Source organism: Psychroserpens sp. Hel_I_66 (genome assembly GCF_000799465.1).
Taxonomy (GTDB): domain Bacteria; phylum Bacteroidota; class Bacteroidia; order Flavobacteriales; family Flavobacteriaceae; genus Psychroserpens.
The window spans coordinates 3372521-3397940 of sequence record NZ_JUGU01000001.1 but is presented as its reverse complement, the minus strand read 5'-3'; the positions used below and the strand labels follow the sequence as shown (position 1 = coordinate 3397940).

Annotated in this window: 22 protein-coding genes and 1 tRNA gene; 10 read left to right on the top strand and 13 right to left on the bottom strand. The window is 34.8% G+C overall.

The features are described from left to right. Nucleotides 1-23: 23 nt before the first annotated feature. Nucleotides 24-443, bottom strand: coding sequence for an HYC_CC_PP family protein (locus GQ40_RS15115; RefSeq protein WP_047550254.1), 420 nt, complete (start codon nt 441-443; stop codon nt 24-26). A gap of 230 nt (nt 444-673) precedes the next feature. Here GQ40_RS15115 and GQ40_RS15110 point away from each other — a divergent pair, with 230 nt between their 5' ends. After that, a complete protein-coding gene (locus GQ40_RS15110; protein ID WP_047550252.1) occupies nt 674-2902 on the top strand; it encodes a TonB-dependent receptor family protein in 2229 nt (742 codons plus the stop codon). A 47-nt stretch (nt 2903-2949) separates the two neighbouring features. Here the strand turns inward: GQ40_RS15110 and GQ40_RS17500 are convergent, their stop codons facing one another. The 5 genes from GQ40_RS17500 to GQ40_RS15090 all read right to left on the bottom strand — a co-directional run bounded on the left by GQ40_RS17500 (nt 2950) and on the right by GQ40_RS15090 (nt 5877). Next, on the bottom strand, nt 2950-3159 hold the full coding sequence (locus GQ40_RS17500) for a GDCCVxC domain-containing (seleno)protein (protein WP_081990225.1): 210 nt from the start codon (nt 3157-3159) through the stop codon (nt 2950-2952). A 9-nt stretch (nt 3160-3168) separates the two neighbouring features. Further along, the gene (locus GQ40_RS15105) at nt 3169-4515 is read right to left on the bottom strand and encodes a dihydrolipoyl dehydrogenase family protein (RefSeq protein WP_047550250.1); all 1347 of its coding nucleotides are present in this window, start codon (nt 4513-4515) and stop codon (nt 3169-3171) included. Further along, nucleotides 4512-5138 (bottom strand): mercuric transport protein MerTP, encoded by a 627-nt coding sequence (gene merTP / locus GQ40_RS15100; RefSeq protein ID WP_052184288.1) that lies wholly within the window; start codon nt 5136-5138, stop codon nt 4512-4514. The genes GQ40_RS15105 and merTP overlap by 4 nt, the downstream gene beginning before the upstream one ends. A gap of 12 nt (nt 5139-5150) precedes the next feature. Next, nucleotides 5151-5522, bottom strand: a complete 372-nt coding sequence (locus GQ40_RS15095) for an ArsR/SmtB family transcription factor (protein ID WP_047550245.1) — start codon at nt 5520-5522, stop codon at nt 5151-5153. Nucleotides 5523-5795: 273 nt separating this feature from the next. Beyond that, nucleotides 5796-5877 (bottom strand) — tRNA-Leu (locus tag GQ40_RS15090). A gap of 191 nt (nt 5878-6068) precedes the next feature. Between GQ40_RS15090 and GQ40_RS15085 the strand changes: the two genes are divergently transcribed. Next, nucleotides 6069-7457, top strand: a complete 1389-nt coding sequence (locus GQ40_RS15085; RefSeq protein ID WP_047550243.1) for a dipeptidase — start codon at nt 6069-6071, stop codon at nt 7455-7457. 62 nt (nt 7458-7519) lie between these two features. Here GQ40_RS15085 and GQ40_RS15080 read toward each other — a convergent pair whose 3' ends face one another. Next, on the bottom strand, nt 7520-8908 hold the full coding sequence (locus GQ40_RS15080; protein WP_047550240.1) for a M28 family peptidase: 1389 nt from the start codon (nt 8906-8908) through the stop codon (nt 7520-7522). 125 nt (nt 8909-9033) lie between these two features. Between GQ40_RS15080 and GQ40_RS15075 the strand changes: the two genes are divergently transcribed. The 4 genes from GQ40_RS15075 to GQ40_RS15060 all read left to right on the top strand — a co-directional run bounded on the left by GQ40_RS15075 (nt 9034) and on the right by GQ40_RS15060 (nt 13947). Then, nucleotides 9034-9399 (top strand): BlaI/MecI/CopY family transcriptional regulator, encoded by a 366-nt coding sequence (locus tag GQ40_RS15075; RefSeq protein WP_047550239.1) that lies wholly within the window; start codon nt 9034-9036, stop codon nt 9397-9399. 2 nt (nt 9400-9401) lie between these two features. Further along, the gene (locus GQ40_RS17295; RefSeq protein WP_052184287.1) at nt 9402-12191 is read left to right on the top strand and encodes a M56 family metallopeptidase; all 2790 of its coding nucleotides are present in this window, start codon (nt 9402-9404) and stop codon (nt 12189-12191) included. A 139-nt stretch (nt 12192-12330) separates the two neighbouring features. Beyond that, nucleotides 12331-13431 (top strand): DUF4407 domain-containing protein, encoded by a 1101-nt coding sequence (locus GQ40_RS15065; protein WP_047550238.1) that lies wholly within the window; start codon nt 12331-12333, stop codon nt 13429-13431. A 42-nt stretch (nt 13432-13473) separates the two neighbouring features. After that, nucleotides 13474-13947, top strand: a complete 474-nt coding sequence (locus GQ40_RS15060; protein ID WP_047550237.1) for a YybH family protein — start codon at nt 13474-13476, stop codon at nt 13945-13947. Here the strand turns inward: GQ40_RS15060 and GQ40_RS15055 are convergent, their stop codons facing one another. Further along, the gene (locus tag GQ40_RS15055) at nt 13948-14226 is read right to left on the bottom strand and encodes an STAS domain-containing protein (RefSeq protein ID WP_047550235.1); all 279 of its coding nucleotides are present in this window, start codon (nt 14224-14226) and stop codon (nt 13948-13950) included. It lies immediately after the preceding gene. 313 nt (nt 14227-14539) lie between these two features. On the opposite strand from GQ40_RS15055, the gene GQ40_RS17760 reads away from it, so the two are divergent. Then, nucleotides 14540-14677, top strand: coding sequence for a hypothetical protein (locus tag GQ40_RS17760; protein WP_197052683.1), 138 nt, complete (start codon nt 14540-14542; stop codon nt 14675-14677). 83 nt (nt 14678-14760) lie between these two features. On the opposite strand, the gene GQ40_RS15050 is transcribed toward GQ40_RS17760, so the two are convergent. The 4 genes from GQ40_RS15050 to GQ40_RS15035 all read right to left on the bottom strand — a co-directional run bounded on the left by GQ40_RS15050 (nt 14761) and on the right by GQ40_RS15035 (nt 18106). Then, nucleotides 14761-15339: a PhnA domain-containing protein gene (locus GQ40_RS15050; protein ID WP_047550232.1), complete on the bottom strand. Its 579-nt coding sequence runs from the start codon at nt 15337-15339 to the stop codon at nt 14761-14763. A 63-nt stretch (nt 15340-15402) separates the two neighbouring features. Next, entirely contained in the window at nt 15403-16404 is a 1002-nt protein-coding gene (locus GQ40_RS15045) for a type I phosphomannose isomerase catalytic subunit (RefSeq protein ID WP_047550229.1), read from the bottom strand. 20 nt (nt 16405-16424) lie between these two features. Then, a complete protein-coding gene (locus GQ40_RS15040; protein WP_047550228.1) occupies nt 16425-16907 on the bottom strand; it encodes a hypothetical protein in 483 nt (160 codons plus the stop codon). Between the two features lie 14 nt (nt 16908-16921). Beyond that, entirely contained in the window at nt 16922-18106 is a 1185-nt protein-coding gene (locus GQ40_RS15035; protein ID WP_047550225.1) for a response regulator, read from the bottom strand. Nucleotides 18107-18284: 178 nt separating this feature from the next. Between GQ40_RS15035 and GQ40_RS15030 the strand changes: the two genes are divergently transcribed. The 3 genes from GQ40_RS15030 to GQ40_RS15020 are packed head-to-tail and all read left to right on the top strand — an operon-like array spanning nt 18285 to nt 24105. Beyond that, entirely contained in the window at nt 18285-21374 is a 3090-nt protein-coding gene (locus GQ40_RS15030) for a membrane protein (protein WP_047550223.1), read from the top strand. Beyond that, nucleotides 21374-22594: a hypothetical protein gene (locus GQ40_RS15025; protein ID WP_047550222.1), complete on the top strand. Its 1221-nt coding sequence runs from the start codon at nt 21374-21376 to the stop codon at nt 22592-22594. The genes GQ40_RS15030 and GQ40_RS15025 overlap by 1 nt, the downstream gene beginning before the upstream one ends. After that, nucleotides 22588-24105, top strand: coding sequence for a glycoside hydrolase family 2 TIM barrel-domain containing protein (locus tag GQ40_RS15020; RefSeq protein WP_047550221.1), 1518 nt, complete (start codon nt 22588-22590; stop codon nt 24103-24105). Before GQ40_RS15025 ends, GQ40_RS15020 begins: the two co-directional genes overlap by 7 nt. Here GQ40_RS15020 and GQ40_RS15015 read toward each other — a convergent pair. After that, nucleotides 24095-25309, bottom strand: a complete 1215-nt coding sequence (locus tag GQ40_RS15015) for a glycosyltransferase (protein ID WP_047550220.1) — start codon at nt 25307-25309, stop codon at nt 24095-24097. The genes GQ40_RS15020 and GQ40_RS15015 overlap by 11 nt on opposite strands. Nucleotides 25310-25420 lie beyond the last annotated feature (111 nt).

Here is a 25420-nt window from a genome sequence, read left to right as displayed (position 1 = left end):
CTTCATTCTAAAAATCTAACAAATCAAATTAAGAAAGTCTGGTGCAGCACTTGCACATCCCGTTTGACAAAGGGTCGCGGGTAATCTTCAAAAGGAACTTCTTCAGATTCGGTTCCTTCAAAAAGGTTAATATAAGAATAGGTAAAAGCAGCGATGAACGTTTGCTGCTCGAACGAAAGGGTATCAAAAGATATTTTGAGGTCGTCTTTGCCTTCCTTGACAATTTGCTGGTCAGTACAACAAGACTTTTCAGTCATTTTAGGATTCTCACAACTTTTAACGGGTTGCGCTTTTTCCATTCCGCAACCTTCAGCTTTTGAGAATAAACTGAAATCTACCAAGTTATCCCCACAATAGTGCATATCCACAGTAAATGACATTGTAGTGAACATCACTACGAAAGCCATCGAAATGGATAATATTTTATGGAACACTTGTTTCATCCTTGCAAAATTACAAAATTTTAACAGTTTTTATTGGGATTAACAGAAATTTAATTAATAAGTCCATTTTTGACACTTCAATTAATCTAATTTCTTTTCAGATTATAAACTATTGATTCTAAAATACTTCAAAATTATTATTAAGAATTATTCTAAATAAGGTTGGATTTTTAAGAACAGTATGTTACATTTGCCCTCTATTTAAAATCATTCTAAATAATTTGCAACAAATGAGAACTCTATTTTTCCTACTATTTATCTTACAATTTACACATATATTGGCGCAAACAAATCCTCAACAAAAGGATACCATCCAACAAAAAACAGAACGCTTAAAAGAAGTAATTGTATCTGCCAACACTATACTTGGTAGTAAATTTGAGATTAAAAACAAATCGGGTTCTGCGAACTATATTTCCGAAGAGGATTTAAAAAAGTTTTCTTACACTAATATAAATAGGGTTTTACAAACAGTTCCAGGAATTAATATTTATGAAGAGGATGGTTTTGGGCTACGCCCAAATATAAGTTTGCGAGGCACATCGCCTGAGCGTAGTGCAAAAATCAATCTAATGGAAGATGGTGTACTAATTGCCCCTGCACCCTACAGCGCACCTGCCGCCTATTATTTCCCTACCATTGGGCGTATGCAGGCTATAGAGGTCTTAAAAGGAAGCAGTCAAATTCAATACGGACCCAATACTACTGGCGGCGCCATTAATATGATATCTTCTCGAATTCCAGACAAATTTTCTGGAAGGGCTTCCATTGCCGCAGGAAATTATGGTTCTAGAAACACGCAATTGGTTATTGGTGATACCTATAAAAACTTTGGATTTGTAACGGATTATTTCAATTACAATTCTGATGGTTTTAAAAATATCGATGGTGGTGGTAATACAGGATTTGATAAATCTGATTATTTGGCCAAATTTAGGGTGAACACAAATTTAGATGCAAAAACGTATCAGTCATTAACATTTAAAATCCAATATTCTGAAGAAGAGGCGAACGAAACCTACTTGGGATTGACGGATGAAGATTTTGAAGAAAACCCCTATAGAAGATACAGGGCATCGTCTGAAGATGTTATGAATGCCGAACATCAACAATACCAGCTCACCCATTTTATACAAGTATCCCCCTCGTTAAATATAAGTACTACTGGCTACCTGAATAAATTCAAAAGGAATTGGTATAAGTTAACCGATGTCAACCTTGGTGAGAGAATGAGTATTAACAACATTCTATCATCACCACAGGATTACCCCTTAGAGTACCAGACCATTTTAGGAAACGAAAACACCCAAGACGATGTTATGGGCATAAAAGCAAATAATAGAGTATATACTTCAAATGGTGTTCAGTCCATTGCCAAATTACGATGGGGTTCTGATTGGTTACAAACTTTAGAAGCTGGAATACGTTATCACGAAGATGACGAGGACCGATTTCAATGGGTGGACAGGTATGCATTTCAAAACCAAGAATTAATACGAACTACAGTGGGCGAAAAGGGAACGGATGCTAATCGTATAAGTAGTGCACAAGCATTGGCAGCACACCTCTTGTACACCCTTAAAATTGAGAACTTAACCCTTACACCTGGGCTACGCTATGAAAATATAACCCTTACCCGAACGGATTATGGCACTAACGACCCAAATAGGACTGGTCAGGACTTAGCTATTCGCGAGAACAACGTAAATGTGTGGATTCCTGGCATAGGTGCAAATTACAGATTCAGTAATTATATATCGGTCTTCGGCGGGGTACATAAAGGGTTTTCGCCACCAAGTAATACACCAGGACAAAATGCCGAAGAAAGTATTAATTATGAGTTGGGTTCTCGATTTGGTTTTAAAGGTTTTTCTGGGGAACTTGTCGGGTTCTACAATGATTATCAAAACCTGCTAGGAAGTGATTTGGCCGCCACAGGTGGTACAGGAAGTCTTGACCAGTTTAATGCAGGTGAAGTGCGTGTAAGTGGAATTGAATTTTTACTAAATTACAATCTGCTATATAGTACCTCAGAGAGATTTAAACTACCTGTATCGATTTCCTATACCCTTACGGATACCGAATTTCTGACCAGCTTTGACAGTAACGAAGCTATTTATGGGGTGGTGACCAAAGGGGACGAAATACCATACATTGCAAAGAACCAATTGAATGCAACGTTAGGACTACAGCATAAAAAATTTGACGTAAACCTAAATTCAAGATATACTGGTGCATTTAGAACTAGGGCTGGTTCAGGATCTATTCCAGAAAATTTTAAAGTAGATTCTAATTTCATCGTTGACTTATCTGCGCATTATTTTCTTAATGAAAATTTTACGCTATCAACAAACATAATAAACCTGTTTGATACTGAATATGCCGTATCTCGGGTACCAGCTGGTCTACGACCTGGCCATCCTTTTGGAATTAATGCAGGGTTACAGTTTAGCTTTTAAATGGTATATTGTGGAAAAACAGCAATAACAATTGTAATAGAAAATTATTAGCAACATTTTGAACCTTCCTGAATAGGTGGACAAGCCACAGTACCATAAGAACAGAATACACAACAATCCCCTTCTTTTGGCTTGAGTATTTGTTTGCAATTGTCACATTCATAAAAGAATTGACAGGCCGTGGTTGGCATTTCTTCTTCTTTTTTATGGCCACATTCAGGACAGGTAACCGTAGATTTTAATTCTGTAGTTTCCATAAATAATAGTTAGAGCATATAGGTTAGGTCAGATGCCATTGTAGGATATGAAAATATCATTGTTCGCAAATCGCTTATGGTCATCTTGGTCTTTATCGCCATTGCGAAAAGATTGATGGTTTCTTCACAATGAGGACCAATAAGATGCGCACCCAAAATGGTGTTGTTATTTTTATCGATGATTGTTTTAAAGGCATATTCATCCACGTTTGAACGCCTTGCGTTAAACCAATTATTCACTTTTTCAAAATTGACATTGATATCATATCCCTTTTCTTTGGCTTCATCTTCCAATAGGCCAACAGTTGCCATAGTGGGCAAAGTGAAAACCACGGAAGGCATTGGGGGATAACTGACTTTTTTCTTATTTCCTTTAATGATATTTGAAGCTACGACGTGTCCTTCCAAAACAGCTACGGGTGTTAGGGGCAATCCTCTTGAGTCCGCTGCATCGCCTGCTGCATATATGTTCGCGTTAGTTGTGCTCTGAAGGTATTCGTTGACCTCTATGCCCTTTTCTGAGAAGGATATACCTGCTTTTTCCAATTCTAAATCAAAAATGGCTGGGGGACGACCAGCGGAATTAAATACCGCTGCCGCTTTGTAGGTAGTTTCGTTTCCGTTTGAAATTCCTGTGGTTATGTAGTGGCCATCTTTACTTTCAATTTTAGAAACTTCAGTTTCCAGAACAATCTTAATCTCTAAATTACGTGTGGCATCGACCAAATGTTTTACAATATCCTTGTCAAAGTTTTCCAATGGACGCTTGCCTCGATGTACTATTGTTACCTCGGCACCGGAACGTGCGGCAATATGGGCGAATTCAAAGGCGATATATCCACCACCGATGAAAAGAAGGGATTGTGGTAATTCCTTAAGGTTTAGAAAATCCGTACTCGTTTTCGCAAGCTGTCCGCCTTCAAAATCTAAAACTTTTGGGTTTGAACCTGACGCAATTACAACTTTATCAGCTTGAATGGTCTCGTTACCTACACTTAAGGTATTTTCATTTCTAAACGTAGCGGAACTGTGAAAGGTGTCGATGCCGTTCTTCTTATACCCCTTTTCTATTTTCCTCGGCATTTCATCGACAAAGGTCTGTTTGAACGACATTATATCCTTCCAGTTGATATTCGGAATGGTATCAATGCCTTTCCCTTGAAGCCTTTTAGCGAAGTCGCGCACTTCCGTGGCACCGATAATCACTTTTTTTGGGTCACAGCCTCGTAGGGCACAGGTGCCACCATAAGGTAGTTCATCGGTTATGCCGACCGAAAGACCTTTTGAGGCACATTTATTGGCGATTGTCATACCGGCCATACCCGAGCCGATTATGAAAACATCATATTTTTTCATCTATTATTTTCTTTGGTGGTATTCTCGACTACTTTGTATCCTGTTTTCTCTATGGCTTTTCGGATTGCGGGCAAATCGGTCTTAGTCTTATCAAATTCCACTATGGTGTTGGCATTTTCGTAGCTGGCTTTGACAGAAATAATTCCGTCCAACTTATTGACTTCGCTTTCTACGTGTGCCTCACAACCTGCACAGGTCATTCCCTCAACATCAAAAGTGTGCTTTTCGATATTGGATTGTGAGACATAAACGATATCCTTGGTGCGCTGTTCGTAAAATAGGTTGGAATAATATGGGAAAGCCAACATCAATCCAGCAAATACGGTTACGATGAACAAAAACCGTTTGGATTGCCAAAACGTAGGTTTTGCATCATCTTCACAGGCGCAATCAATTTCTTCCTGAGTTTTCGGCCGTAGTTTCTGGTACCAGGCAAAGACCAAAACAATAATGGTCAGGCCAATAAGATAGGGTCTAAATGGCTCGACCCAAGAGAATGTTGATGCAATTCCGCTTGTTCCGGCAATTAGTGCCAAAACAGGCGTAATACAACATACTGATGCTACAACTGCGGTAAAAATGCCAGTATAGGCGGCGGTGTTTGAGGTTTTATTCGGTGTCATAATATAAACTTTCTAGGCTGTTTTCTTTCTTGTCGAAATCGAATTGAAAATTCCATTTAAAACATTGTCCTCACTCTTTACCAGCGAATAATATAATGTTTGCCCTTCACGTCTCGATGTAATAATTCCTGCATCCTTCATTTTACGGATATGTTGGGATACGGCAGGAACACTCATTTCAAGAATGTCTGCAATATCGCAAGGGCACAGCTCATTCTCTATGTTCAATAGGAATAGGATTTTCAGCCGCACCTCGCTTCCCGCGAGAGACAAAACTTTGCTTATTGCATTAAGGCTGTCCGAAGAATTCTCTATGGTTTCCTTGCATCTCGATATTTGCTTCTTGTCTGCTTCGTTCCGTGTACAAGTTATTTCCAAGCTCATTTTTTTTGATTTAAAGTGGTCACAAATATATCATTATTATATTATTTAAGCAAATACTTAAATAATAGCAATGAATACTGAAATATTAATTATTTAATAACTAAAAAGATATAAATCTTAGAGTTTATTAATAAAACATTTTATTTGACATCAATTAAAATGACACACTTAAAATAACAAAATGTTGTACCTATGTTGTACCCAAGGTCAAAAATCGTGAAGAAAACTTACTTTTTTAAAACGAAAAAGCCGAAGATTTCTCTTCGGCTTTTGTGCGGATGACAGGAATCGAACCTGCACACCTCGCGGCATCAGATCCTAAGTCTGACGTGTCTACCAGTTCCACCACATCCGCATTTTAAATATTTTAACACTTTTTCTTAGGTTAAATCCTAAGTCTAGCGTGTCTACCAATTCCACCACGCCTGCATTTGTCCCAAAACGGGATGCAAATATAAAAAATAGTTTCTATATTCAATTAACTTTATTTAAGAAAAAAATACTTCGTGATTTTGTAACTTTGGTTGAAACCAAAAAAACATACAAATGCAACACATTCAATCTTATATTGAAGAACATAAAGACCGCTTTTTAGCAGAACTCATAGAACTTTTAAAAATCCCATCGGTAAGTGCAGATCCCGCATTTAAGGATAATGTCATTAAAACTGCAGATGTGATTAAAGACAGTTTGGAAAAAGCTGGATGCGATACCGTAGAAATTTGCGAGACCGAAGGCTTCCCGATTGTTTACGGAGAAAAAATTATAGATGAAAACCTAATAACGGTTTTAGTTTACGGTCACTACGATGTACAACCTGCAGATCCTGTTGAGCTATGGCACTCCCCACCCTATGAACCTGTGATTAAAAAAACAGATATCCATCCTGAAGGTGCCATTTTTGCACGTGGAGCTTGTGATGATAAAGGTCAAATGTACATGCACGTTAAAGCTATGGAATTGATGACGAAAACCAACCAATTGCCATGTAACGTCAAGTTTATGATTGAAGGCGAAGAAGAAGTGGGTAGCGTTAATCTTTCAAAATTTGTTAAGAAAAATCAAGAGAAGTTAAAGAATGATGTCATCTTAATTTCAGATACTGGGATGATTGCTCAAGATGTACCGTCAATCACAACCGGACTTCGTGGTTTGAGTTATGTAGAAGTTGAAGTCACTGGTCCAAATCGTGATTTACATTCGGGATTATATGGAGGTGCAGTTGCCAACCCAATCAATATATTGACCAAAATGATTGCTTCGTTGCATGACGAAAATAACCATATCACTATCCCTGGATTTTATGATAAGGTAGAAGATCTTTCCGCAGAAGAAAGAGCCGAAATGGCGAAAGCGCCTTTTTCTTTAGAGGCATATGAAAAATCAATTGGCATCGATTCGGTTTATGGTGAAAAAGGTTATTCTACCAATGAGCGCAACTCTATTAGACCAACTTTAGATGTCAACGGTATTTGGGGCGGTTACATTGGCGAAGGTGCAAAAACAGTAATCGCAAGTCAGGCTTTTGCAAAAATATCTATGCGTTTGGTGCCAAACCAAGATTGGGAAGAGATTACAGCACTGTTTGCAAAACATTTTGAAAGCATTGCACCAGCAGGTGTGAAAGTTAAAGTGAAACCGCATCATGGCGGGCAAGGTTATGTCACGCCAATTGACAGCATTGGGTATCAAGCTGCTTCAAAAGCCTATCATGATACGTTTGGCAAAAACCCAATTCCGCAACGCAGTGGTGGTAGTATTCCTATCGTTTCGCTTTTTGAGCAAGAACTAAAAAGTAAGACTATTTTAATGGGATTTGGCTTAAACAGTGACGCCATCCACTCACCTAACGAACATTTTGGAGTTTGGAATTATTTTAAGGGCATCGAGACCATCCCTTTATTTTATAAGTATTTTACAGAGCTAAGCAAGTAAAACCAAAAATGCCACGACATCATAATTGAATCTCGTGGCATTTTTTTTCTTCGGAAATTTTATTACTCTTTTACAATTTTATAGGTCCCAGATTTTTTGTCTGTTTTTACATTCAGGAAATAGATGCCTTGAGGCAAATCTGAAATATTAAGTTTTATAGTATCGGAAGTTGTGTTTTCTTGAACCATCTTACCTGAAACGTCATATAGTTTTAAACTAGTTGATATTTCCGAAGAAAATTCTACAGTAATAAAATTATTTGCTGGTATTGGGTAAACGCTCAATTCTTCCGAAGAAAATGTATCTAAGCCTAAAGTGTCAAAAACCAAACATTCACTGCGCTCGGTACATGAGCCAGAAGTTACATCTACTGCATAAATACCATTTGCACTTGGCGTAAATGATTGATTTGTTTCTCCAGATATTGGCATATCTGTTTCACAATTGAACCATTGGTAGGTTGCTGAGCTTTGGTTTGAGCTCAACATCGTAGTGGTTTGTGTGACTCTATTATCTAGGGCTACCAAACTTCCTTTTGTGACCATATAACCGGTTACCAATTTTACCATTTCATGGAGATATGGCAAATCCAAGGTTGAAACGCGGTCTGCAGACGTGTGATAGAAGGGGGTTTGATCATCGGTTTCCCAAGATTCTCCAACTAAAACTGCCGAAAAAGCGTCTGTAGTACCATTACCTGCAAACCAAAAACTTGCGTGATCGCTGGCAGAGGTTCCTGGATTGACTTCTACTACACTCAAATCAAAAGTATAGGTATTTAGAACCGATAAAATATCATTTTTCATTGCTACAGAACCTGCAATATTTCTATAGTCTATATCAAATTGGTTGTCGCCTGGCTGACCTACTGCATCACCATCATAACCAATCATATCCATATTTAAAACCCCTAAAATATTGTCTCCATTACTTGCTGCGAGATCTGCGAAAAAACTTGAGCCACGAAGGCCTATTTCTTCTTCATCCCAGAGGGCATAAATAACAGTATTATCTAAGCATTGCGTGGATAAAATTCGAGCAATTTCTAATACTGCTGCTGTACCCGATGCGTTATCATCTGCACAATAATCTGCAACGGTATCATAATGCGCACAGACAATATAAATGTCATTTGGATTTGTTTTACCTAACTGTGTAGCGATAATATTTCTCCCGTTAGTATTAAAGGGTTGCGAAATGACCGTAATATTATCTAACGCTTCCAATTGCTCTAGCAAATAATCTCCTGCGAGCTCATTAGTTGCCTGCTCCCTGTTTAGAATAGTTACCGTATTACCATTAACTACTGTTGTTTGCTCACCAGAAAATTCATTTAATGTGAGTGTTAATCTATCTAAATCGACTTGATCTATAATGTCTTGTATGTTTTGTGAATAAGATAATATTGTGCTGAATAAAATACACAATACTGTCGTTTTTAAGGTTTTCATTTTGGGCAATTTTTCTTTTTTTCACCTCAAATATAGTGTATTTGAATTATATGATTTTGAAATTAAATTTGATAAATCAATTTTTTATTCTACATTTGTAGAGTACATTCTAAAAACGTAGAGCAATGCAATTATCAAAAACTGAAGAACAACTCATGCAATACCTCTGGAAACAGGACAAAGCTTTTATGAAGGATTTATTAGACGCGTATCCTGACCCAAAACCAGCAACAACTACTGTTGCTACGCTTTTAAAGCGTATGATTGATAAAGGTTTTGTTGCTTATAAGCTCTACGGAAAATCGCGAGAATACTACCCCTTGGTCAAGAAAAAAGATTATTTCTCCAAACATGTCAACACCTTAATTAAAACGTTTTTTAATGATAGTGCATCTCAATTCGCCTCTTTTTTCACAAAAGAAACTGATCTTTCAAAAGAGGAATTGGAAGATTTGAAAGCTTTAATTGATAAAGAAATTAAAAACAAATAATCATGATCATCTATGTTTTAAAATTTAGCGCTTGTCTTGCTGTTTTTATGGTATTCTATAAATTACTTTTAGAGAAATCTAGTGTACATACGTTTAAACGATTCTATTTACTGACTTCATTATGCTTTGCGTTTGCAATTCCTTCTATAACATTTATAGAATATGTTGAACCTGTTATAATAGAAGAATTTGCAACATTTAATACTATGGATTTTGATGTTATTGAATCCAGTCCTGAAGTTATCGCAATAAACCATACACCAATTATCTTGTGGTCTATTTATGCTTTAGGGGTATTCATTTTTCTGCTGAAGTTTTGCCTAAATCTAAAACGTATCATTTATAAAATTAGAAATAATCCCAAATATAAATCTCAAGGATTTATAAATGTCTTGATTACAAATTTGAGAATACCGCATACATTTTTTAATTACATTTTTTTTGATAAGCAAAAGTTTGAGTGTAGCGATATCCCTAAAGAAGTTTTTATACATGAACAAACGCACGCCAAGCAGAAGCACAGTATAGACGTACTTTTACTAGAAATCCTACAAATAATATTTTGGTTCAATCCACTAATCTATTTACTAAAACGAGATATAAAACTCAATCACGAATATCTTGCAGATCAAGCAGTTTTAAATAACGGAATTGAACCATCAACCTATCAAACCATTTTACTGGCTTTCTCATCAAAAGCCCAACATCAAGAATTGGCAAATGCCATTAATTATTCATCAATCAAAAAACGATTTACAGTCATGAAAACGCACACATCAAAAACATCAATTTGGCTAAGAGGCTTATTGATTTTACCAGTATTAGCAACACTCTTTTATGGTTTTACAGAACGGGAGTTAGTTGAAAGAGAAGTCATTATTCCTGAAGTTCTAGAATTGTATCTTAACGAAAACGGAGAGCTTTTATTAGACGACGAGATCATTACTTTTGAAGATATTAAAGCACTTTATAAAGAAGATCCAAAACTACAGATATCTGTTAAGATTTTTCCAGATGCCAATGCAGATATTTCCAAAAATATAACCTCTAAACTGAAAGATATAGGATTTAAAAAAATGACGGTGTGCACTAGCAGAGTGGCAGAATTTCAAAATTTTACTCAAGAAAAAGCAACTCCACAACAACTAGCAGAGTACAACAAACTCGCAAGACATTACAACGAACAGCCAAAAGACAAACAAATTATAAAACGTAAAGATGTGTTGCGCTTAGAATATCTTTATAAAATAATGAGTGAAGAGCAAAAGAAAAATGCTGAGCCATTTCCTAATATGCCTCCACCTCCTCCAGCTCCACCAATATTATCTCCCGAACAATTAGAGGAATACAATAAACTAGCAAAAAAATATAATGATATGCTAGAAAAGCTGCCCATCAAAGTTAAAGATTACAAATATCTAGAAAGTTTATACCAGTCAATGAGTGAAGAACAAAAACAAACTGCTCAACCGTTTCCAAGTTTCGCAACTATTCCACCTCCACCACCTCCTGCTCCAGCAAAAAAAGTTTCCCATGATATGATGTGGATTCTATTAAATAGTAAAGGACAATTTCTAGTTAACGATGAATTTGCAACTTTAAATACAATTGAATTACAATTAAAAACCATTGCAAACAATACAGAAAAGTCTAAAGAAATCGTATTCAAGTATGATGAAAACGCTCCCAAAGAGATAGTTGATAAAATCAATGAACTTATAGATGACTATGGATTAGAAAATATAATTGATACACTACCTCCACCTCCACCACCTCCTACAACACCAAAATCAAAAAATGGAAATGGGCCAAATGCAAATGATTCTTTTGAGAATCAAATGAAAACAGGTTTCATAAAAATAAATGGAACTCCGCATTATTTTGTGAACATTGACAACAACACCAAATATTACAACAGACAAGGGTTTGAAGTCAATAAATCTGGAAAAATAATTAGTAAATATCAAGTAAATGCTTCAGGTGTAATTCCAGGTCAATACATCACCAAAGTCTATAGTGATGGACAAATAGTTTCAGAATTTAAAGACAATAAGCCATCTAATGATAGAACTATTATTGATATACCAACTCCTCCCAAACCAATTTCTCCTTTAGATCACGTCATTGATATGGCTAAGAAAAACGCTACGTTTTTCTATGAAGGCAGGAATGTTTCATCTGATAGAGCTATTAAGCTCATAAAAAATAATCAAGAGCTCAATATATTTACAAAAAATGGCTCAACAAATAAACCTAGAGTATTTTTAACTAAAGACACCAGTATTGATAATGAAAGTCAAACTAAAGAGCTCCCAAAACCAAATAGAGAAAATATTGTAAGTCATATTAAAGTGATGAATAGACATAATGCAAAATTTTATTTAGGCAAAAAAGCAATTACCTACGATGAAGCTTTGAACTATGTTAAAAAGCATAAAAACGCTGATGTAAATTCTTCAATGGAAACCAATACGACAGTTATCACATTTCCGCAGAATAAAAAAAGTACTATTCCAGTAATTATAAATGGAAAAACTCCTGTAAACGATATTGTTAAACTATCAAAAAAAGGAACTATCAATCTAAAATTAGATCTTAAAAAAACAAAAATTATCAGTTTCAAAATAAAAGTTATGGGCAAACCATCTCAAAGTATTTCTGGTAACACCTTAAATAAAAAAGCAAAGGGATTTGTGAGTTTAGATAAAAGCGGATCTGCGATACAACTTTTTGACATAAAAGATGAAGAAGGATATACGCATCCTCCTATCATCATTGAAGTTTCAGAATAAAAATTACAGCATAGAAAAAAAGCTTTCCAATCTCCTAAATATTTGTTTGCAAACAAATATTTAGGAGATTTCGTGTAAAGTCATGTAACAAATCATACCATTTTGCGTTCTAATAGTCTATTCATCAATCAAATCAATCATGTTAAAAAAATTCTTCATCATCTGCTCTGGAGCAGATACAGACATCCTAGACAATTGTGCCATAGGTGAACAAAATAAATTCGCAGGCATTGGAGCAACCGTTTTTTTCACCGCATTAATGGCATTTATTGCTTGTAGTTATGCACTCTACACCGTTTTTGACAATGCATTTGCTGCTATTGGTTTTGGTTTTATTTGGGGATTGTTGATTTTTAATCTCGACCGTTTTATTGTATCTACAATTAAAAAAAGAAACAATGTCATAGACGAAATCATCCAGGCATCACCACGATTAATTCTTGCTGTTATTATAGCAGTAGTTATTTCAAAACCTTTGGAGCTTAAGATTTTTGAAAAAGAAATCAACCAAGTATTACTCGAGCAGAAAAACGAATTAACGCTTGCCAACCAAGCTCAAATAGCAGAGCAATATACACCAAATGTAAATGCACTTTCTTCGGAAATTTCAAACCTCAACTCCCAAATAGCTGCAAAAGAAGCAGAAGTCAACGCACTTTACGACACCTATATTTCTGAAGCTGAAGGCACAGCAGGCACAAACCTTTTGGGCAAAGGTCCAGTTTATAAGGAAAAGCGTGATAAACACGACGCTGCTTTAGCCGAATTACAACAACTCAAAGTTGACAACAAATTAAAAATAGAAGCGACTGAAAACCAAATCGCTCAACTCAATTCAGATTATGATGCGCAAGTAACCTCAACGCAGCCAATAATTGATGGGTTTGATGGCTTAATGGCTCGAGTAAATGCTTTGGGCACACTTCCTTTTTTACCATCTCTCTTTATTCTACTTTTATTTTTAGCTATAGAAACCTCTCCCATTTTTGCAAAGTTAATGTCGCCAAAAGGCGAATATGATTACAAATTAGAAGATGCAGAAACAGCTGTTAAAACCTGGGTAGAACAAAAAGTGAGCGAGCGCAAATTAGTGTTAACAACAGACCAAACGCTCAATAACAGAATCTACACTGACATAGCAGAAGAGGATGAACTCTACAATTATAAACGAAAAAAAGCACGCGAGCTTATGCAATTACAAGCTGATGCATTTTTTAAACATCAAAAAAATGCGCTGTAAATTTTAAGTATCTTTAGCTATTAAGATCTCAAATATACGTCTATGAAATTTGCTTATTTTTTGATATTAGCTTTAATTTTTTCTTGTCAAACAAAGATCAAAGAGGTTGAAATTTTAAATGCTTCGGAACATGCTTCCGAAGAGATATTTGAAAAAGATATTACCGAAATAAAGGAAGTCATGTCTGCTCAGGAAATTGCCTGGAACAATCATGATCTTGAAGGATTTATGGATGGTTACTGGCAAAACGACAACCTCAAGTTTTATGGCAGCAATGGTCTCACTAAAGGATGGAGCAATACGTTGGCCAATTACAAAAAAGGCTATCCTACACCTACAGAAAGTGGTAAACTTAGATTTGTAATCAACGACATTTCAAAAATTGAAACCAATAATTACTGGGTCATGGGAGAATATCATCTCACACGATCTATCGGAAATGCCAATGGTGTTTTCATGATTATTTTCAAGAAAATTGATGGTCAATGGAAAATTGTAGCAGATATGTCCTGTTAATTATGCTGCAGTTTCAGATTTGAAATGGTTATAAACACTATTTTGACCAAAACCAATGATAGACAAACGCTTGTTTTTAACCAAAGCTTCATTGTGCAATTGTGCGATAGCATTTACGCCATAACGGTCAATATTATTTAGATGTTCTAAACTTATTGTGATTGTATTTGATCTTTCAAATACATCTTTAAATTGTTTTTTGAATAAGTGGATGTTACGTCTGTCTAAAGTTCCTTTAACTTTAAAAAAGTTGTTTACTCCTGTGATTTCTAGGTTCATAATATTGTGATTTAGGTGTTGATTTAAAAACTCTAATTTGCTATTAATCAATATTATGATGATATAAATATCTTAATTTCTAAACAGTAAATACTATATTTTCGACCAAATGTATAAATGGTAAGATTTGAATTGTAAACGGGTTATTTTGTTCGACAAACAGCATGTTTTTTGAATATCTCAAATAGAGATTTGTAAGATTTTTGAATCGTTTTTCTACATTTGCTGGTCTAAAAAGACGTTTTTTTATTGAAAGTGTTTTAAAAATTTCTTTTATGAGAATGTAGAACTCAACAAGTCAATTATATAGATAATGAAACAGTCATACGAAATTGTGCTCTACATCATTTTAGCAGGTATTACGATCTATGGAATTGTGACCGGTAAATTTCTGTTTTTGGTATTTATGATTCCATTGGGCTTTGGATTCTTTAGAAAAAACAAGGACTAGATAAACGTCGACAGCACGATTTTAATCGAGCAACTAAGAATTAAAACTTTAAAATTTCCGAAGAAAGAAATACTTAAAAGCGTTTATAACTTTTTAACAAATTGGGTTATGATGACGATTTGTTGACCGTCGACCTTACCTTCAATATACTCTGCATTTTCGTGGTCCAATCTTATATTTCTTACAGCTGTACCTTGTTTTGCAACCATACTAGACCCTTTTACTTTAAGGTCCTTAACTAAAACCACAGAGTCACCAGATTCTAAAATCACACCATTTGAGTCTCGATGAATGATTTTATTGGCTTCATCTTCATGCTCTCCTGTGGCACGAGCCAACGCTAAAGCCTCATCATCTAGGTACATCATATCGAGTAGGTCTTGTGGCCAACCTTCGTTTCTAAGTCTTTGCAACATACGCCAAGCCATGATTTGCACAGCAACGTGCTCACTCCACATGCTATCGTTCAAACATCGCCAATGGTTGGGATCCATATCTATGTTTTCTTCTATTTGATCCAAACAGGTTTTGCAAACCAAGATATCGTTATCTACATTCTCGTTTAGTGATGGCGGAATGGTGTATTGTGTCAAATCTTTTTCTGCGGAACAAAGCTCACATGTGTTGTTGCTTCTGTCTTGTAATGTTTGTAGTACGCTCATTTTGCTAATCCTCTATTTGGAACGCAAATATAAGAATTGAGAATTGGGAACGGTTAAAAAAATTTAGGATACGTTTTTTAATTTTTCACTTAATTCTCCATCAACATAAACCTCTAAAAGTTTGGCGTTATTAGAAGAAAATAGAATATCATTTGTTGCTGCGGGCAGCAAAATTGTTTCTCCCATATTTATAGTCTCGCTAGTACCTCCTGCAGTTATAGTTGCACTGCCTTCAACACACATAAATATTACAAAAGAATCTAAATTGGCATAGTTTTTTACAAACGCATCATTAACATTTAAAACGTTAGTTGTAAAGTAGTCACAGTTGACCAAACTAGAACTTTCATTATATTTTAATTGATATTCTGCTTTTCCGTTTGACTCAAAGCGTTGTGTTGCCTTTTTTGCTAATTGTGTATGTAGCTCTCTTTTTTGGCCTTGATCATCTTTACGATCCCAATCATAAACGCGATAGGTAATATCTGATGTTTGTTGTATTTCCGCAGCTAATACTCCTGCTCCAATGGCATGAATTTTTCCTGCAGGTATAAAATAACTGTCCCCTTTTTTTACGTTCTCTCTATTAAATATCGACTCTACATTTTTTGAAGTGATGTGATCTAAAATCTCAGGATTTGTGTTTTTATCTTTTAATCCCAGCACAATATTAGCGTCTTCATCACTATCCATGATATACCACATTTCAGTCTTCCCAAAAGAATTATGATAGACTTTAGCCATGTCATCACCTGGATGTACTTGAACTGATAAATCTGTTTTGGCATCTAAAAACTTGATAAGCAAAGGGAAATCAAACCCGAAATTTTGAAAGTTGTTAGTACCTAAGAATTCCGATTCATGGTTTTTTATGAGCTCTTTAATGTTTAAGCCTTTATAGAGCCCGTTGCTAACCTGAGAAATGTTACCATTAACGTCTGATATTTCCCAACTTTCGCCAATATTATTTTTATTTGTTTTTTTAGACAATACTGAACGCAACTTATCGCCACCCCAGATTTTTTGTTTTAAAATAGGCTCAAATTTTATTGGATACACTTTCATTTTTGTATGTTTTTATTAGATTACACTTTATGTTGGAGATTCCCTTTTATTTTTTCTAATTTCAGTCTTATAACATAATCCATAACCGAAAATAACTTTTGAAATAATGTTTTCTTTTTATCGCTATTTTCCTTTTTATCAAACTCGATCAGAGCATTTTGATATTCATCAACAGTTTTGATAAGGGTAATTAAGTTTTCAAATTTATTATGTAATACATTCGTATTTATATAACCTAAATGATTTAATTTAAATTGATTAAACATATAACGCGCACCTGATTTTACTGCGGAAACATCTGACTTGAATTTTTTAATATTTACAACCGTAACATTGTTACAATCATATTTTATTTCCTCTAACAGTAAATTGGTTTCATCTTGACTATCATTATTTACCAAACAGAATTGAATACTCTTGATTTTATTTAAACTTTTTATAAAAGACGCGACGTTTAGTGACTTTTCATAATTATTAAATATGATAATTATTCCCATTTTCATGTGCACTGCGATTATTAGGCTACCTTAAGTGATTCGTTCATTAAACTTTCTGTTTTGGTTTTTTTACCTCTGTAAACCCAAGCTATTTGTCCTAATTGGCCAATGATCTTGAAAGAGTCTTTCATGGATAATTTAGAGCCATCGGCATGGATCCATCTTTTTAGTGGTTGCTCACAAAGCATTGCTTTTGCAGTTTTTAAACCAAAATGCAAGGTCATTCTTTTAAAGATCTCGACATCAAAAATCCATTGGGTTACAAATTTCTTATCAAATGCTATCTCAATTACATCTTTGTGAAAAATCTTTGCTCCACATTGGGTGTCTTTAAAATCCATAGACAAGATTTTTCTAATAATGAAATTTATGGTGAGACTTATTATCTTTCTAGCAGACTCTTTGGTGATGTTTGCACCCATTCTAGCAATACGAGAACCGCTAACTATTTTAAATTCTGAAGACTCAATGGTCTTTACCAAATCATCAAAATCTGCCAAATCTGTAGATAAATCGGCATCTAAAAACCCTATATAATCCAGATCTTCTTTTTTAGCCATATGCAACATTCCTAAACGTACTGCTTCTGCTTTACCGCCATTCTTTTCACAATCATGAACGGTGATAAAATCTTCTCTACCCTTTTGTAATTCTTTCAAAACATTTAACGTATCATCTTTACTTCCGTCGTTAACAAAACATAAATGATAACCTGTGTTTTTATCTATATAATTTATAAACTCTGTACTTAATAATCGTTCTTCTTCATTATAACAAGGAATAACAACTCCAACACAACGCTGCTGAATCATAACATCACTAGTTATAATTGCATTATCTTGAAACGGAGCGCCAATTAATCGTTTTACACGAACACAAATTTCATTTAGACTTAATGGCTTTTTCATATAATCATTAATTCCCAACTCAAAACCTTCTGTAATAACATCGTCTTTCGTATTTCCAGACAATACCATTATAGGAGTTTGAGAGTTTTTAACTTTTCTTAAATGCTTGACCACATCTAAACCAGATACACCAGGCATGTTAATATCTACAATTACTAAATCTGGATTGAAAGATTCATATAATTCTATACCTCTGGTTGAGTTTGTTTCAATTTTAACTTCGTATCCTAATTCTGTTAAACGTTTTTGTAAAGGCAGTAATACTAATTGTTGATCATCTATTGCTAAAACTTTCATAATGGTTTATTTAGTTGTTATTGTTGCCCCAAATTTAGATGGATTGACGCCTTGAAATTTTTTATTTAGCTAGTCTGACATTTAGTGTAGACGAATGGTAAATTACTGTAGATAGACAATAATTGGTTCACTTTTTTTTATATCTATATTTACATTATTAAATTAGCGTAAGCTAAAAATGAAAGAAACCACTAATAAATATTTAATTGGAGCTATCCTTCTTGGTTTAGCTTTTCATGGTACCTCCATATTTTTTACTTTGGAATCTACCTATGACGCATTAATACATTTATTTTTTGCAGATCATTACGCACATAGCTGGTTTGAGCCTTGGAACTATGAGTGGTATACTGGTTTTACAGTAATGAGCTATCCTCCTTTGGTGCATCAATCTATTGCCATTTTATCAATGATAGGTGGTTTAAAATTTGGAATGTTCTCTGTAGCATTAATAGGTATTGTTCTATTCATTACAGGAGTTTATCGATTCTCCCTTCTTATAACTGGCAATAAAACAGCTGCAGGTTATGCAGCATTGCTTGCTGTATTTTCGTCATCATTTGTAGAAACACTTCATATATTTGGACAACTACCCAGTATTGTAGGCATATCTGTTTTAATGCACGCCTTACCAGAAATTTATCTTTGGCTCAAGACAGGCAAATATTGGTATTTAGCAACTTCACTATCTCTTATTGCTGTGACGGTGACCTCACATCATGTTACTCCAATTTTTGGAATGATATTTTTTATATTCCCTTTGATAGGAATGGTTATCATGGATGCAGCGACAGAGAAATGTGGATCGATAAAAGCGGTAAACTTTAAATCCTTTTTAAATAGTTTTTTTAAACTTTTTAAGCGTATTGTTAGTTTTGGTATATTAGCACTAACAATCATTGTTGGATGCATACTTCCGTATTGGATCAATTCAAAAAACAATCCTATTACTCAAGTCCCTATTCCTCATGGATCACGTGATAACTTTTTAGAGATCACATCTTCAGGACTAGTATTCTTTTTAATTCCGTGGGGAATCTTACTCATCTTATTGCCATACATATTCTACAGGTATTACAGCAAACGTTATTTATTTTTTGGTCTATCTATCACTATTTTAACCATTTTAGGCACTGGAGGCACTACTCCTATACCACGCATGGTACTTGGAGAAACCGCATTTAATATTTTAACATTAGATCGTTTCACACTTTGGGCTTCAATAATGTCATTACCTTTATTGGGAGAGTTTGCCTATAGGTTTGTTCAAGGTGATTTAAAAACATTGATCCAATCTAGATTTGGAGCTGTACATCATAGAATATCTGGCGGTATTTTAGCAGGACTATTCATTTTCATGACGATATTCACAATGAGTCTTGGATATTTTAGACCATCGCAACCTCAAAAAATTAAAATGCTGCCTATAGTAAATTTTTTAAACCAGGATGATCATGATAAATGGCGCTTTTTAACTTTAGGGTTTGGTGATCAAATGGCTTGGTTAAGTGCTCAAACAAATGCAATGACGGTTGATGGTAACTACCACTCTGCAAGAAGACTTCCAGAATTAACCACACGACCAATAGAACGCCTGGAAAATTCAAAATTTAAAGGTGTTGCAGGTATTGGTTCTTTACAACAGTTCTTAACGACCCCAGAAAAATATAATCTGAAGTATATTTTCTCTAATGATAAGTTCTATGATCCCATTCTTTATTTCTGTGGTTGGCAACGCCTGCAACAACTAGAGAATGGCATATTGGTTTGGGAGCGTTTAAATGTCCCTCCTGTTTCAAACATTTTACCCAAGGATGATGTTTCAAAATGGCAAAAATTACTTTGGGGAATCATACCTCTATTAACTGTTTTAATAGCTTTCATTTTAAATATTCAAATGCTTTGGGTGCATGCCTTAAAAACAAAAATCAAAGAAGCACCTGTATTTTTAAAATTTAAGACTCATTATTCAAAATTTCCTAGAACTGTTCTTAGAATAACCCATATCTGGTCAATACTTTTAGCGCTAATAGTAAGTTATGGCCTTTACCTCTTTTACCTAAAAAATGATTCCCAACGCAGTCCCGAAAATGTAATTTTAGCATACTATGACGCTTTAGATTTTAAAGAATTTGAGACAGCATACAACTTAATTAGCCCAAATAGCAATAAAACTATTGCACAGTACATGTTAGAGGTTTCTGTAACTGATGGTCTATTAAGTAGTTACGCAAAATTAGATGCTATTGAAACAGAAATCACTACGCTTAATGACAGTTCTGCAACTGCAAAAGTCATAACTAACTGGATTACGCCTCTAGAAAAAATCAAACGCATTGACTACAAAACTTTATCTAAACAAAACGGAAAATGGTATCTAAAACCAGAAATTATTGATACCGATTTACCACCAGACCAACTCTATTCCAACAATACAACTGGTTATTTTAACCAAGGTCGTAGACGCATAACTACAGAGCAAACCCATCACGAAGATGTTTTGAAACAACCCGTTTTAGATGTTCTTTCTGCCAAGTTGGTTAAATATGACAAGCATTATGCGATTGTTGGTGAAATACAAAATATAGATAACGTACCAGCAGATGTTGTTTTAAAAGGAACATTATATAATGAAGAGAATAAAGAACTCGCAACTTACAATGCAAAATATCACATCAAACATAAATTGATGCCCAAAGAGACAACCGCTTTTAAAATTAATTTTGAAGGGATAGCATGGTCAAAAACTCAAGATTCTATTCCAAAAACATTCAATCCAGATGAGTTTACACCTATAGAATTAGAGGATCAACCAATCAAATTTAATCTACAAGCTGCAGGTAATGTATCTGGCTCAGATCTTTATAAAAAAATCGTATTAAACGATATGAGCATCACTAACGGTGAAATTCAAGGGAGTTTATTTAATAGCGGGCTTCAAGAAATAACAATACCTCAACTTTTGGTTAGTTATTATGATGCCAATAAAACATTAGTTTGGGTTGATCATATATTTGTCAAAGCAGGCATAAGGCAACAACGCAAACAATATTTCAAATACCCTCTCATTGAGAATGGCAATTTCACAATCATAAGCGATAACATGGAGAATATTTTTGTAAACGGTCTGCCAAATGAACCTATCTCGAACAAAATAGTACCAAACAGGATCGAGAATCACCTTGATTTAGAATTTCAGAGCATAGAACATCCAAATTTTAGTTTTATAAAAATTGAAACAAACACTTACATAGGAAAACCCAAATAATGCAACCAAAACGTTTTTACATATTATTTTTAGGTTTAATTTCATTATTATCATTTGCTACCATACAAGCAAACAAGGCTCCTATTGATATAAAACTGCTAACAACTCAAACCGAATATGAAGCAGGAAGCACAATCCTTTTAAGATTTTCTTCTTCGGAAAACGTAATACCTAAATTATACTGTTCTGGTAGTTATGGGTCTACAATAGTAACGTCCACGAATGAAGATACTACACTTACGTATTCTATACCAAAGAACATCAGCAACAAAACAGGACAAGTGCAATGGAAATTATTACGCGATGATAAAACCACATTATCTGGACAATTTGAGATTATCCCGATGCAGGAAGTCGTTTCTATAGAAAGCTATATTGGACCGCCAAGTATAGAAGCTGGCGGTACAGATTACACCATGCTTGTTGTGATTCCAACAGATTCTTTAGATAACGCATTGCCAGATAACACGACAGTAGACGCAAAATATCAATTCTTAAGTAATGAAACGCCCAACGGTATCACAACTAAAAACAGTATTGCCTACAAAAATATCTATTCCGAAGAAAAAAGCGGACGCATGCTAGTCTCTTCAGAAAGCAAGAACACCAATTCTAAAGAATTCACGATAACGGTTTTTCCAGCCATACCTACAAATTTTAATATTTCCGCTTTGCGACCTCATAATTATGCAGATGGTAATCAAATTACCACTTTTGAAACCTCTGTAATTAAGGACAAACACAATAATGTGGTGAGTGATGGCACGTATGTTTCATTTTATATTACCAACAAAAAAAACAACAGTCTCCAAACCTCTGGAACCACAATTAAAGGTGTGGCAACTGCCATGATGATTCATCCAGATTATGAAACACAATGGTCTATAAAAGCTTATGTGGATGGGATGGCAGAGAGCAATTTGATTACTTTGGATTATAAACAGGTGATTGAAGATTTTGAGGTGAGTTTCTCAAAAACCAACCGTAATATCAAAGTTGGTCCTTTGCAAAGTTTTATGAAACAAATGATACCCGACGGTTTGCCCGTGAACCTTTTGGTTTATAAAAATGATGAGCTTTTAGAGAGTATCCATAAGACATCCATTGATGGGTTCGTGAATTTCAATTTAAGCCCAAATAATTTTAAGAATGACACTTATAAAGTTATAATTACCACAGCTGGTTTAGAAAAATCATTTAATCTGCTCCAACTATGGTAAGTCGTAATAAAAATATAGTTCGGGTCATTTTAATCGCATCCTATATTATGATTATAGCTTTGATTGTTTCGGGAATTAGTGCATTGTTTGGATATCTCAATACTGGGGCAGACCGCAGTACGATGCTTCATACCGAAATTAAAAAAATAGAACAATACGCTCCTAAAGTAATCTGGGCACCTTTACAAAATGAAGGTCGACCAATAGATGATCAAAATTTAAATGCCATAGAAAACGACTATTTAGATGCTTGGTATGTAAAGCATATCTCTTACAAAACAAATAATACTGCTGGTATAAAAGATTATTATACAGATAGCGCCAGACTCAATTTGTACGACATGATAGCGCTCAATACCGACCAGAATATTACGGTAGAATCTACGACTCTTGAGCACCATCCCACTCTAGAGTTTTTTAGCGAAGATGGACAACTAGCGGTTATTACAGATAGAGATGTCGTGGAATATAAACGTTTGTTCCAAGATGAAAAGATGGTTTTAGAATCTACGGAAATATCCACTTACAAAATAGTATTGCTCCTTGAGGATGGCTTTTGGAGGATTAGACATCTGGTCAAAACAACTACAGAAGATCATAACAGAGAACACAAACCCATTTCTACTGCTCATCTCAATATCAAAGGCATCAACTACTACCCGCAAGCGACACCTTGGAATATGTTTGGAGATACATTTTCTAAAGACACCATAGCCAAAGATTTTAAAATCATAAAAGACGCTGGGTTAAATACGGTACGGGTTTTTGTTCAATATGATGACTTCGGAAAAGCAAATGTTGATAACGCCAAACTAGATCAATTAAAAGAAACCTTAGACGCTGCAGAAATTGCTCAACTTGATGTTATCGTTACACTTTTTGATTTCTACGGAAATTATGACGTATTAGATTGGACGCTCAATAGTCGTCATGCAGAAACTATTGTCAACACATTAAAAAACCATAGAGCATTAGTTGCCTGGGACATCAAAAATGAGCCCAATCTAGATTTTGAATCTAGAGGACAAACCAATGTCATGGCATGGTTACATACCATGATAGATCTCGTAAAATCTGTTGACGACAAACATCCTGTAACCATTGGTTGGTCCAACACACAAAGTGCTGCTTTATTAAAGGACAAGGTTGATTTCGTCTCCTTTCATTATTATGAAGATTTGGAGGATCTAGATACTTCGATTAAAAAATTAAAAGAAACCATTCCAGATAAGGCTTTAGTTATGGGTGAATTTGGTGAAGCCTCTTATAACGGATTTTGGAATCCGTTTGGAAATGATCAAGACGATCAAGCCGACTACCACAAAAAAGCCCAAGACATTATCGCAGCTAATAATCTGCAATATGTGTCTTGGACTTTATATGATTTCACTGAAATACCAAAGGAAGTCGTAGGTGGACTTCCTTGGCGAAAAAATGCTCAAAAAAAATTCGGTTTTATTGATAAAAAAGGAGCAAAGAAGGAGTCGTTCAAATACATTTCTAAGCAGTAATTACATCTACGTTTGGAGTTGATTTTTTACTGTTAATTATAGTAGAGAAAGCATTCAAATACATCTCTGTAATTTTTGACATTGGATAAGCTGTAGCTGCTTTATAATTTGCTTTTCCTAATGCTATTCTGTAAGATTCATTAGTCACAATAGCTTCAATCGCTCGGGCTAAACTCTCAACTGAAGTTGGCTCAAAAAACTCCCCTTGATATCCTTCATCTTTAACCAATAAAGCTAAATCCCCTAAGTCTGGCATCACAACCGCTTTACCATAACTTCCTGCCTGGTGCAATACGCCTGAGCTTCCTGTTGTTGAAGTATAAGGGAAAACAGTTACAGCACATTCATTAAACAATGTTGGCACTTCATGCTCTTCTACGTAACCCGTAAAACGAACCTTTGGTACATGCTTATAATCTTCTTGAACTTTTGCTAAATAACCAGGCACATTTGGATTGTCTGTTCCTGCAATGACAACTTCTAGATCCAAACCTGTAGAAGCTCTAACCATTTCAACAGCTTCAATCATACCTTCTACTTTTTTGTAAGTTCCAAATTTACCAAAGGTCATCACTTGTAACGGACCTTCTGGTATGGAATAGGTTGGCTGCTCTTCCGTAACTTCAAATGTTCCGTGAGGAATCAATTGTACATTCTTAGCGTTGTATTTCTCTTCCAAAATAGTCACATACTTTTGCATCGTTACTGCAACCGTATCTGCCTGCAATATTAATTTCGTTAAGCTCGTTCCTATAAAACCATATACTTTTTGCATGAACTTATTAGATGTAAAACCTGCAGATCCCAAATCTACTTCCTCTAATATATTGTGAAGTAACACAACGTTAGGAATTTTTTTAAGTTTACAAACCAATGGTAGCATTAACCCTAAAGCTGCAGCAATTTTCTTATCTCCAAACTTCATAAATTGTAGATTGAATAAAACTGCATCTGGTTGTGTGCTGTTAATCGCTTTAGTTACATTTATAATATTAGCGTAGCTATTAAAAGCCCAACATTCTTTTACTGTTATTTTACAACCCTCTTCTGTAAAAGTGATATCTTTAGTACCTTCAGTTTTATCTGTAAGTAATACAATTTCTGTAATCGTTTCTTTTTGTCTAAAGTGTTTTACCAAGTGAAATGCATACTCATTTAAAGTGACTTTACTCGGTGGATATGCTGTTACGATTGCTAATTTCATAATAGGTATTTTTAATATTAGTATTTAATTACACTACAAATTTGGGTTAAAATCTGAATTAAAAAGGGGTATTGTAGATAGGATGCTTTTTACTGTAGACGAATGGAATAA

Excerpts from the sequence above, each read along its gene's own strand:
- GQ40_RS15115 (WP_047550254.1), bottom strand. The coding sequence starts at position 443 with ATGAAACAAGTGTTCCATAAAATATTATCCATTTCGATGGCTTTCGTA.
- GQ40_RS15110 (WP_047550252.1), top strand. The coding sequence starts at position 674 with ATGAGAACTCTATTTTTCCTACTATTTATCTTACAATTTACACATATA.
- GQ40_RS17500 (WP_081990225.1), bottom strand. The coding sequence starts at position 3,159 with ATGGAAACTACAGAATTAAAATCTACGGTTACCTGTCCTGAATGTGGC.
- GQ40_RS15105 (WP_047550250.1), bottom strand. The coding sequence starts at position 4,515 with ATGAAAAAATATGATGTTTTCATAATCGGCTCGGGTATGGCCGGTATG.
- merTP (WP_052184288.1), bottom strand. The coding sequence starts at position 5,138 with ATGACACCGAATAAAACCTCAAACACCGCCGCCTATACTGGCATTTTT.
- GQ40_RS15095 (WP_047550245.1), bottom strand. The coding sequence starts at position 5,522 with ATGAGCTTGGAAATAACTTGTACACGGAACGAAGCAGACAAGAAGCAA.
- GQ40_RS15085 (WP_047550243.1), top strand. The coding sequence starts at position 6,069 with ATGCAACACATTCAATCTTATATTGAAGAACATAAAGACCGCTTTTTA.
- GQ40_RS15080 (WP_047550240.1), bottom strand. The coding sequence starts at position 8,908 with ATGAAAACCTTAAAAACGACAGTATTGTGTATTTTATTCAGCACAATA.
- GQ40_RS15075 (WP_047550239.1), top strand. The coding sequence starts at position 9,034 with ATGCAATTATCAAAAACTGAAGAACAACTCATGCAATACCTCTGGAAA.
- GQ40_RS17295 (WP_052184287.1), top strand. The coding sequence starts at position 9,402 with ATGATCATCTATGTTTTAAAATTTAGCGCTTGTCTTGCTGTTTTTATG.
- GQ40_RS15065 (WP_047550238.1), top strand. The coding sequence starts at position 12,331 with ATGTTAAAAAAATTCTTCATCATCTGCTCTGGAGCAGATACAGACATC.
- GQ40_RS15060 (WP_047550237.1), top strand. The coding sequence starts at position 13,474 with ATGAAATTTGCTTATTTTTTGATATTAGCTTTAATTTTTTCTTGTCAA.
- GQ40_RS15055 (WP_047550235.1), bottom strand. The coding sequence starts at position 14,226 with ATGAACCTAGAAATCACAGGAGTAAACAACTTTTTTAAAGTTAAAGGA.
- GQ40_RS17760 (WP_197052683.1), top strand. The coding sequence starts at position 14,540 with ATGAAACAGTCATACGAAATTGTGCTCTACATCATTTTAGCAGGTATT.
- GQ40_RS15050 (WP_047550232.1), bottom strand. The coding sequence starts at position 15,339 with ATGAGCGTACTACAAACATTACAAGACAGAAGCAACAACACATGTGAG.
- GQ40_RS15045 (WP_047550229.1), bottom strand. The coding sequence starts at position 16,404 with ATGAAAGTGTATCCAATAAAATTTGAGCCTATTTTAAAACAAAAAATC.
- GQ40_RS15040 (WP_047550228.1), bottom strand. The coding sequence starts at position 16,907 with ATGAAAATGGGAATAATTATCATATTTAATAATTATGAAAAGTCACTA.
- GQ40_RS15035 (WP_047550225.1), bottom strand. The coding sequence starts at position 18,106 with ATGAAAGTTTTAGCAATAGATGATCAACAATTAGTATTACTGCCTTTA.
- GQ40_RS15030 (WP_047550223.1), top strand. The coding sequence starts at position 18,285 with ATGAAAGAAACCACTAATAAATATTTAATTGGAGCTATCCTTCTTGGT.
- GQ40_RS15025 (WP_047550222.1), top strand. The coding sequence starts at position 21,374 with ATGCAACCAAAACGTTTTTACATATTATTTTTAGGTTTAATTTCATTA.
- GQ40_RS15020 (WP_047550221.1), top strand. The coding sequence starts at position 22,588 with ATGGTAAGTCGTAATAAAAATATAGTTCGGGTCATTTTAATCGCATCC.
- GQ40_RS15015 (WP_047550220.1), bottom strand. The coding sequence starts at position 25,309 with ATGAAATTAGCAATCGTAACAGCATATCCACCGAGTAAAGTCACTTTA.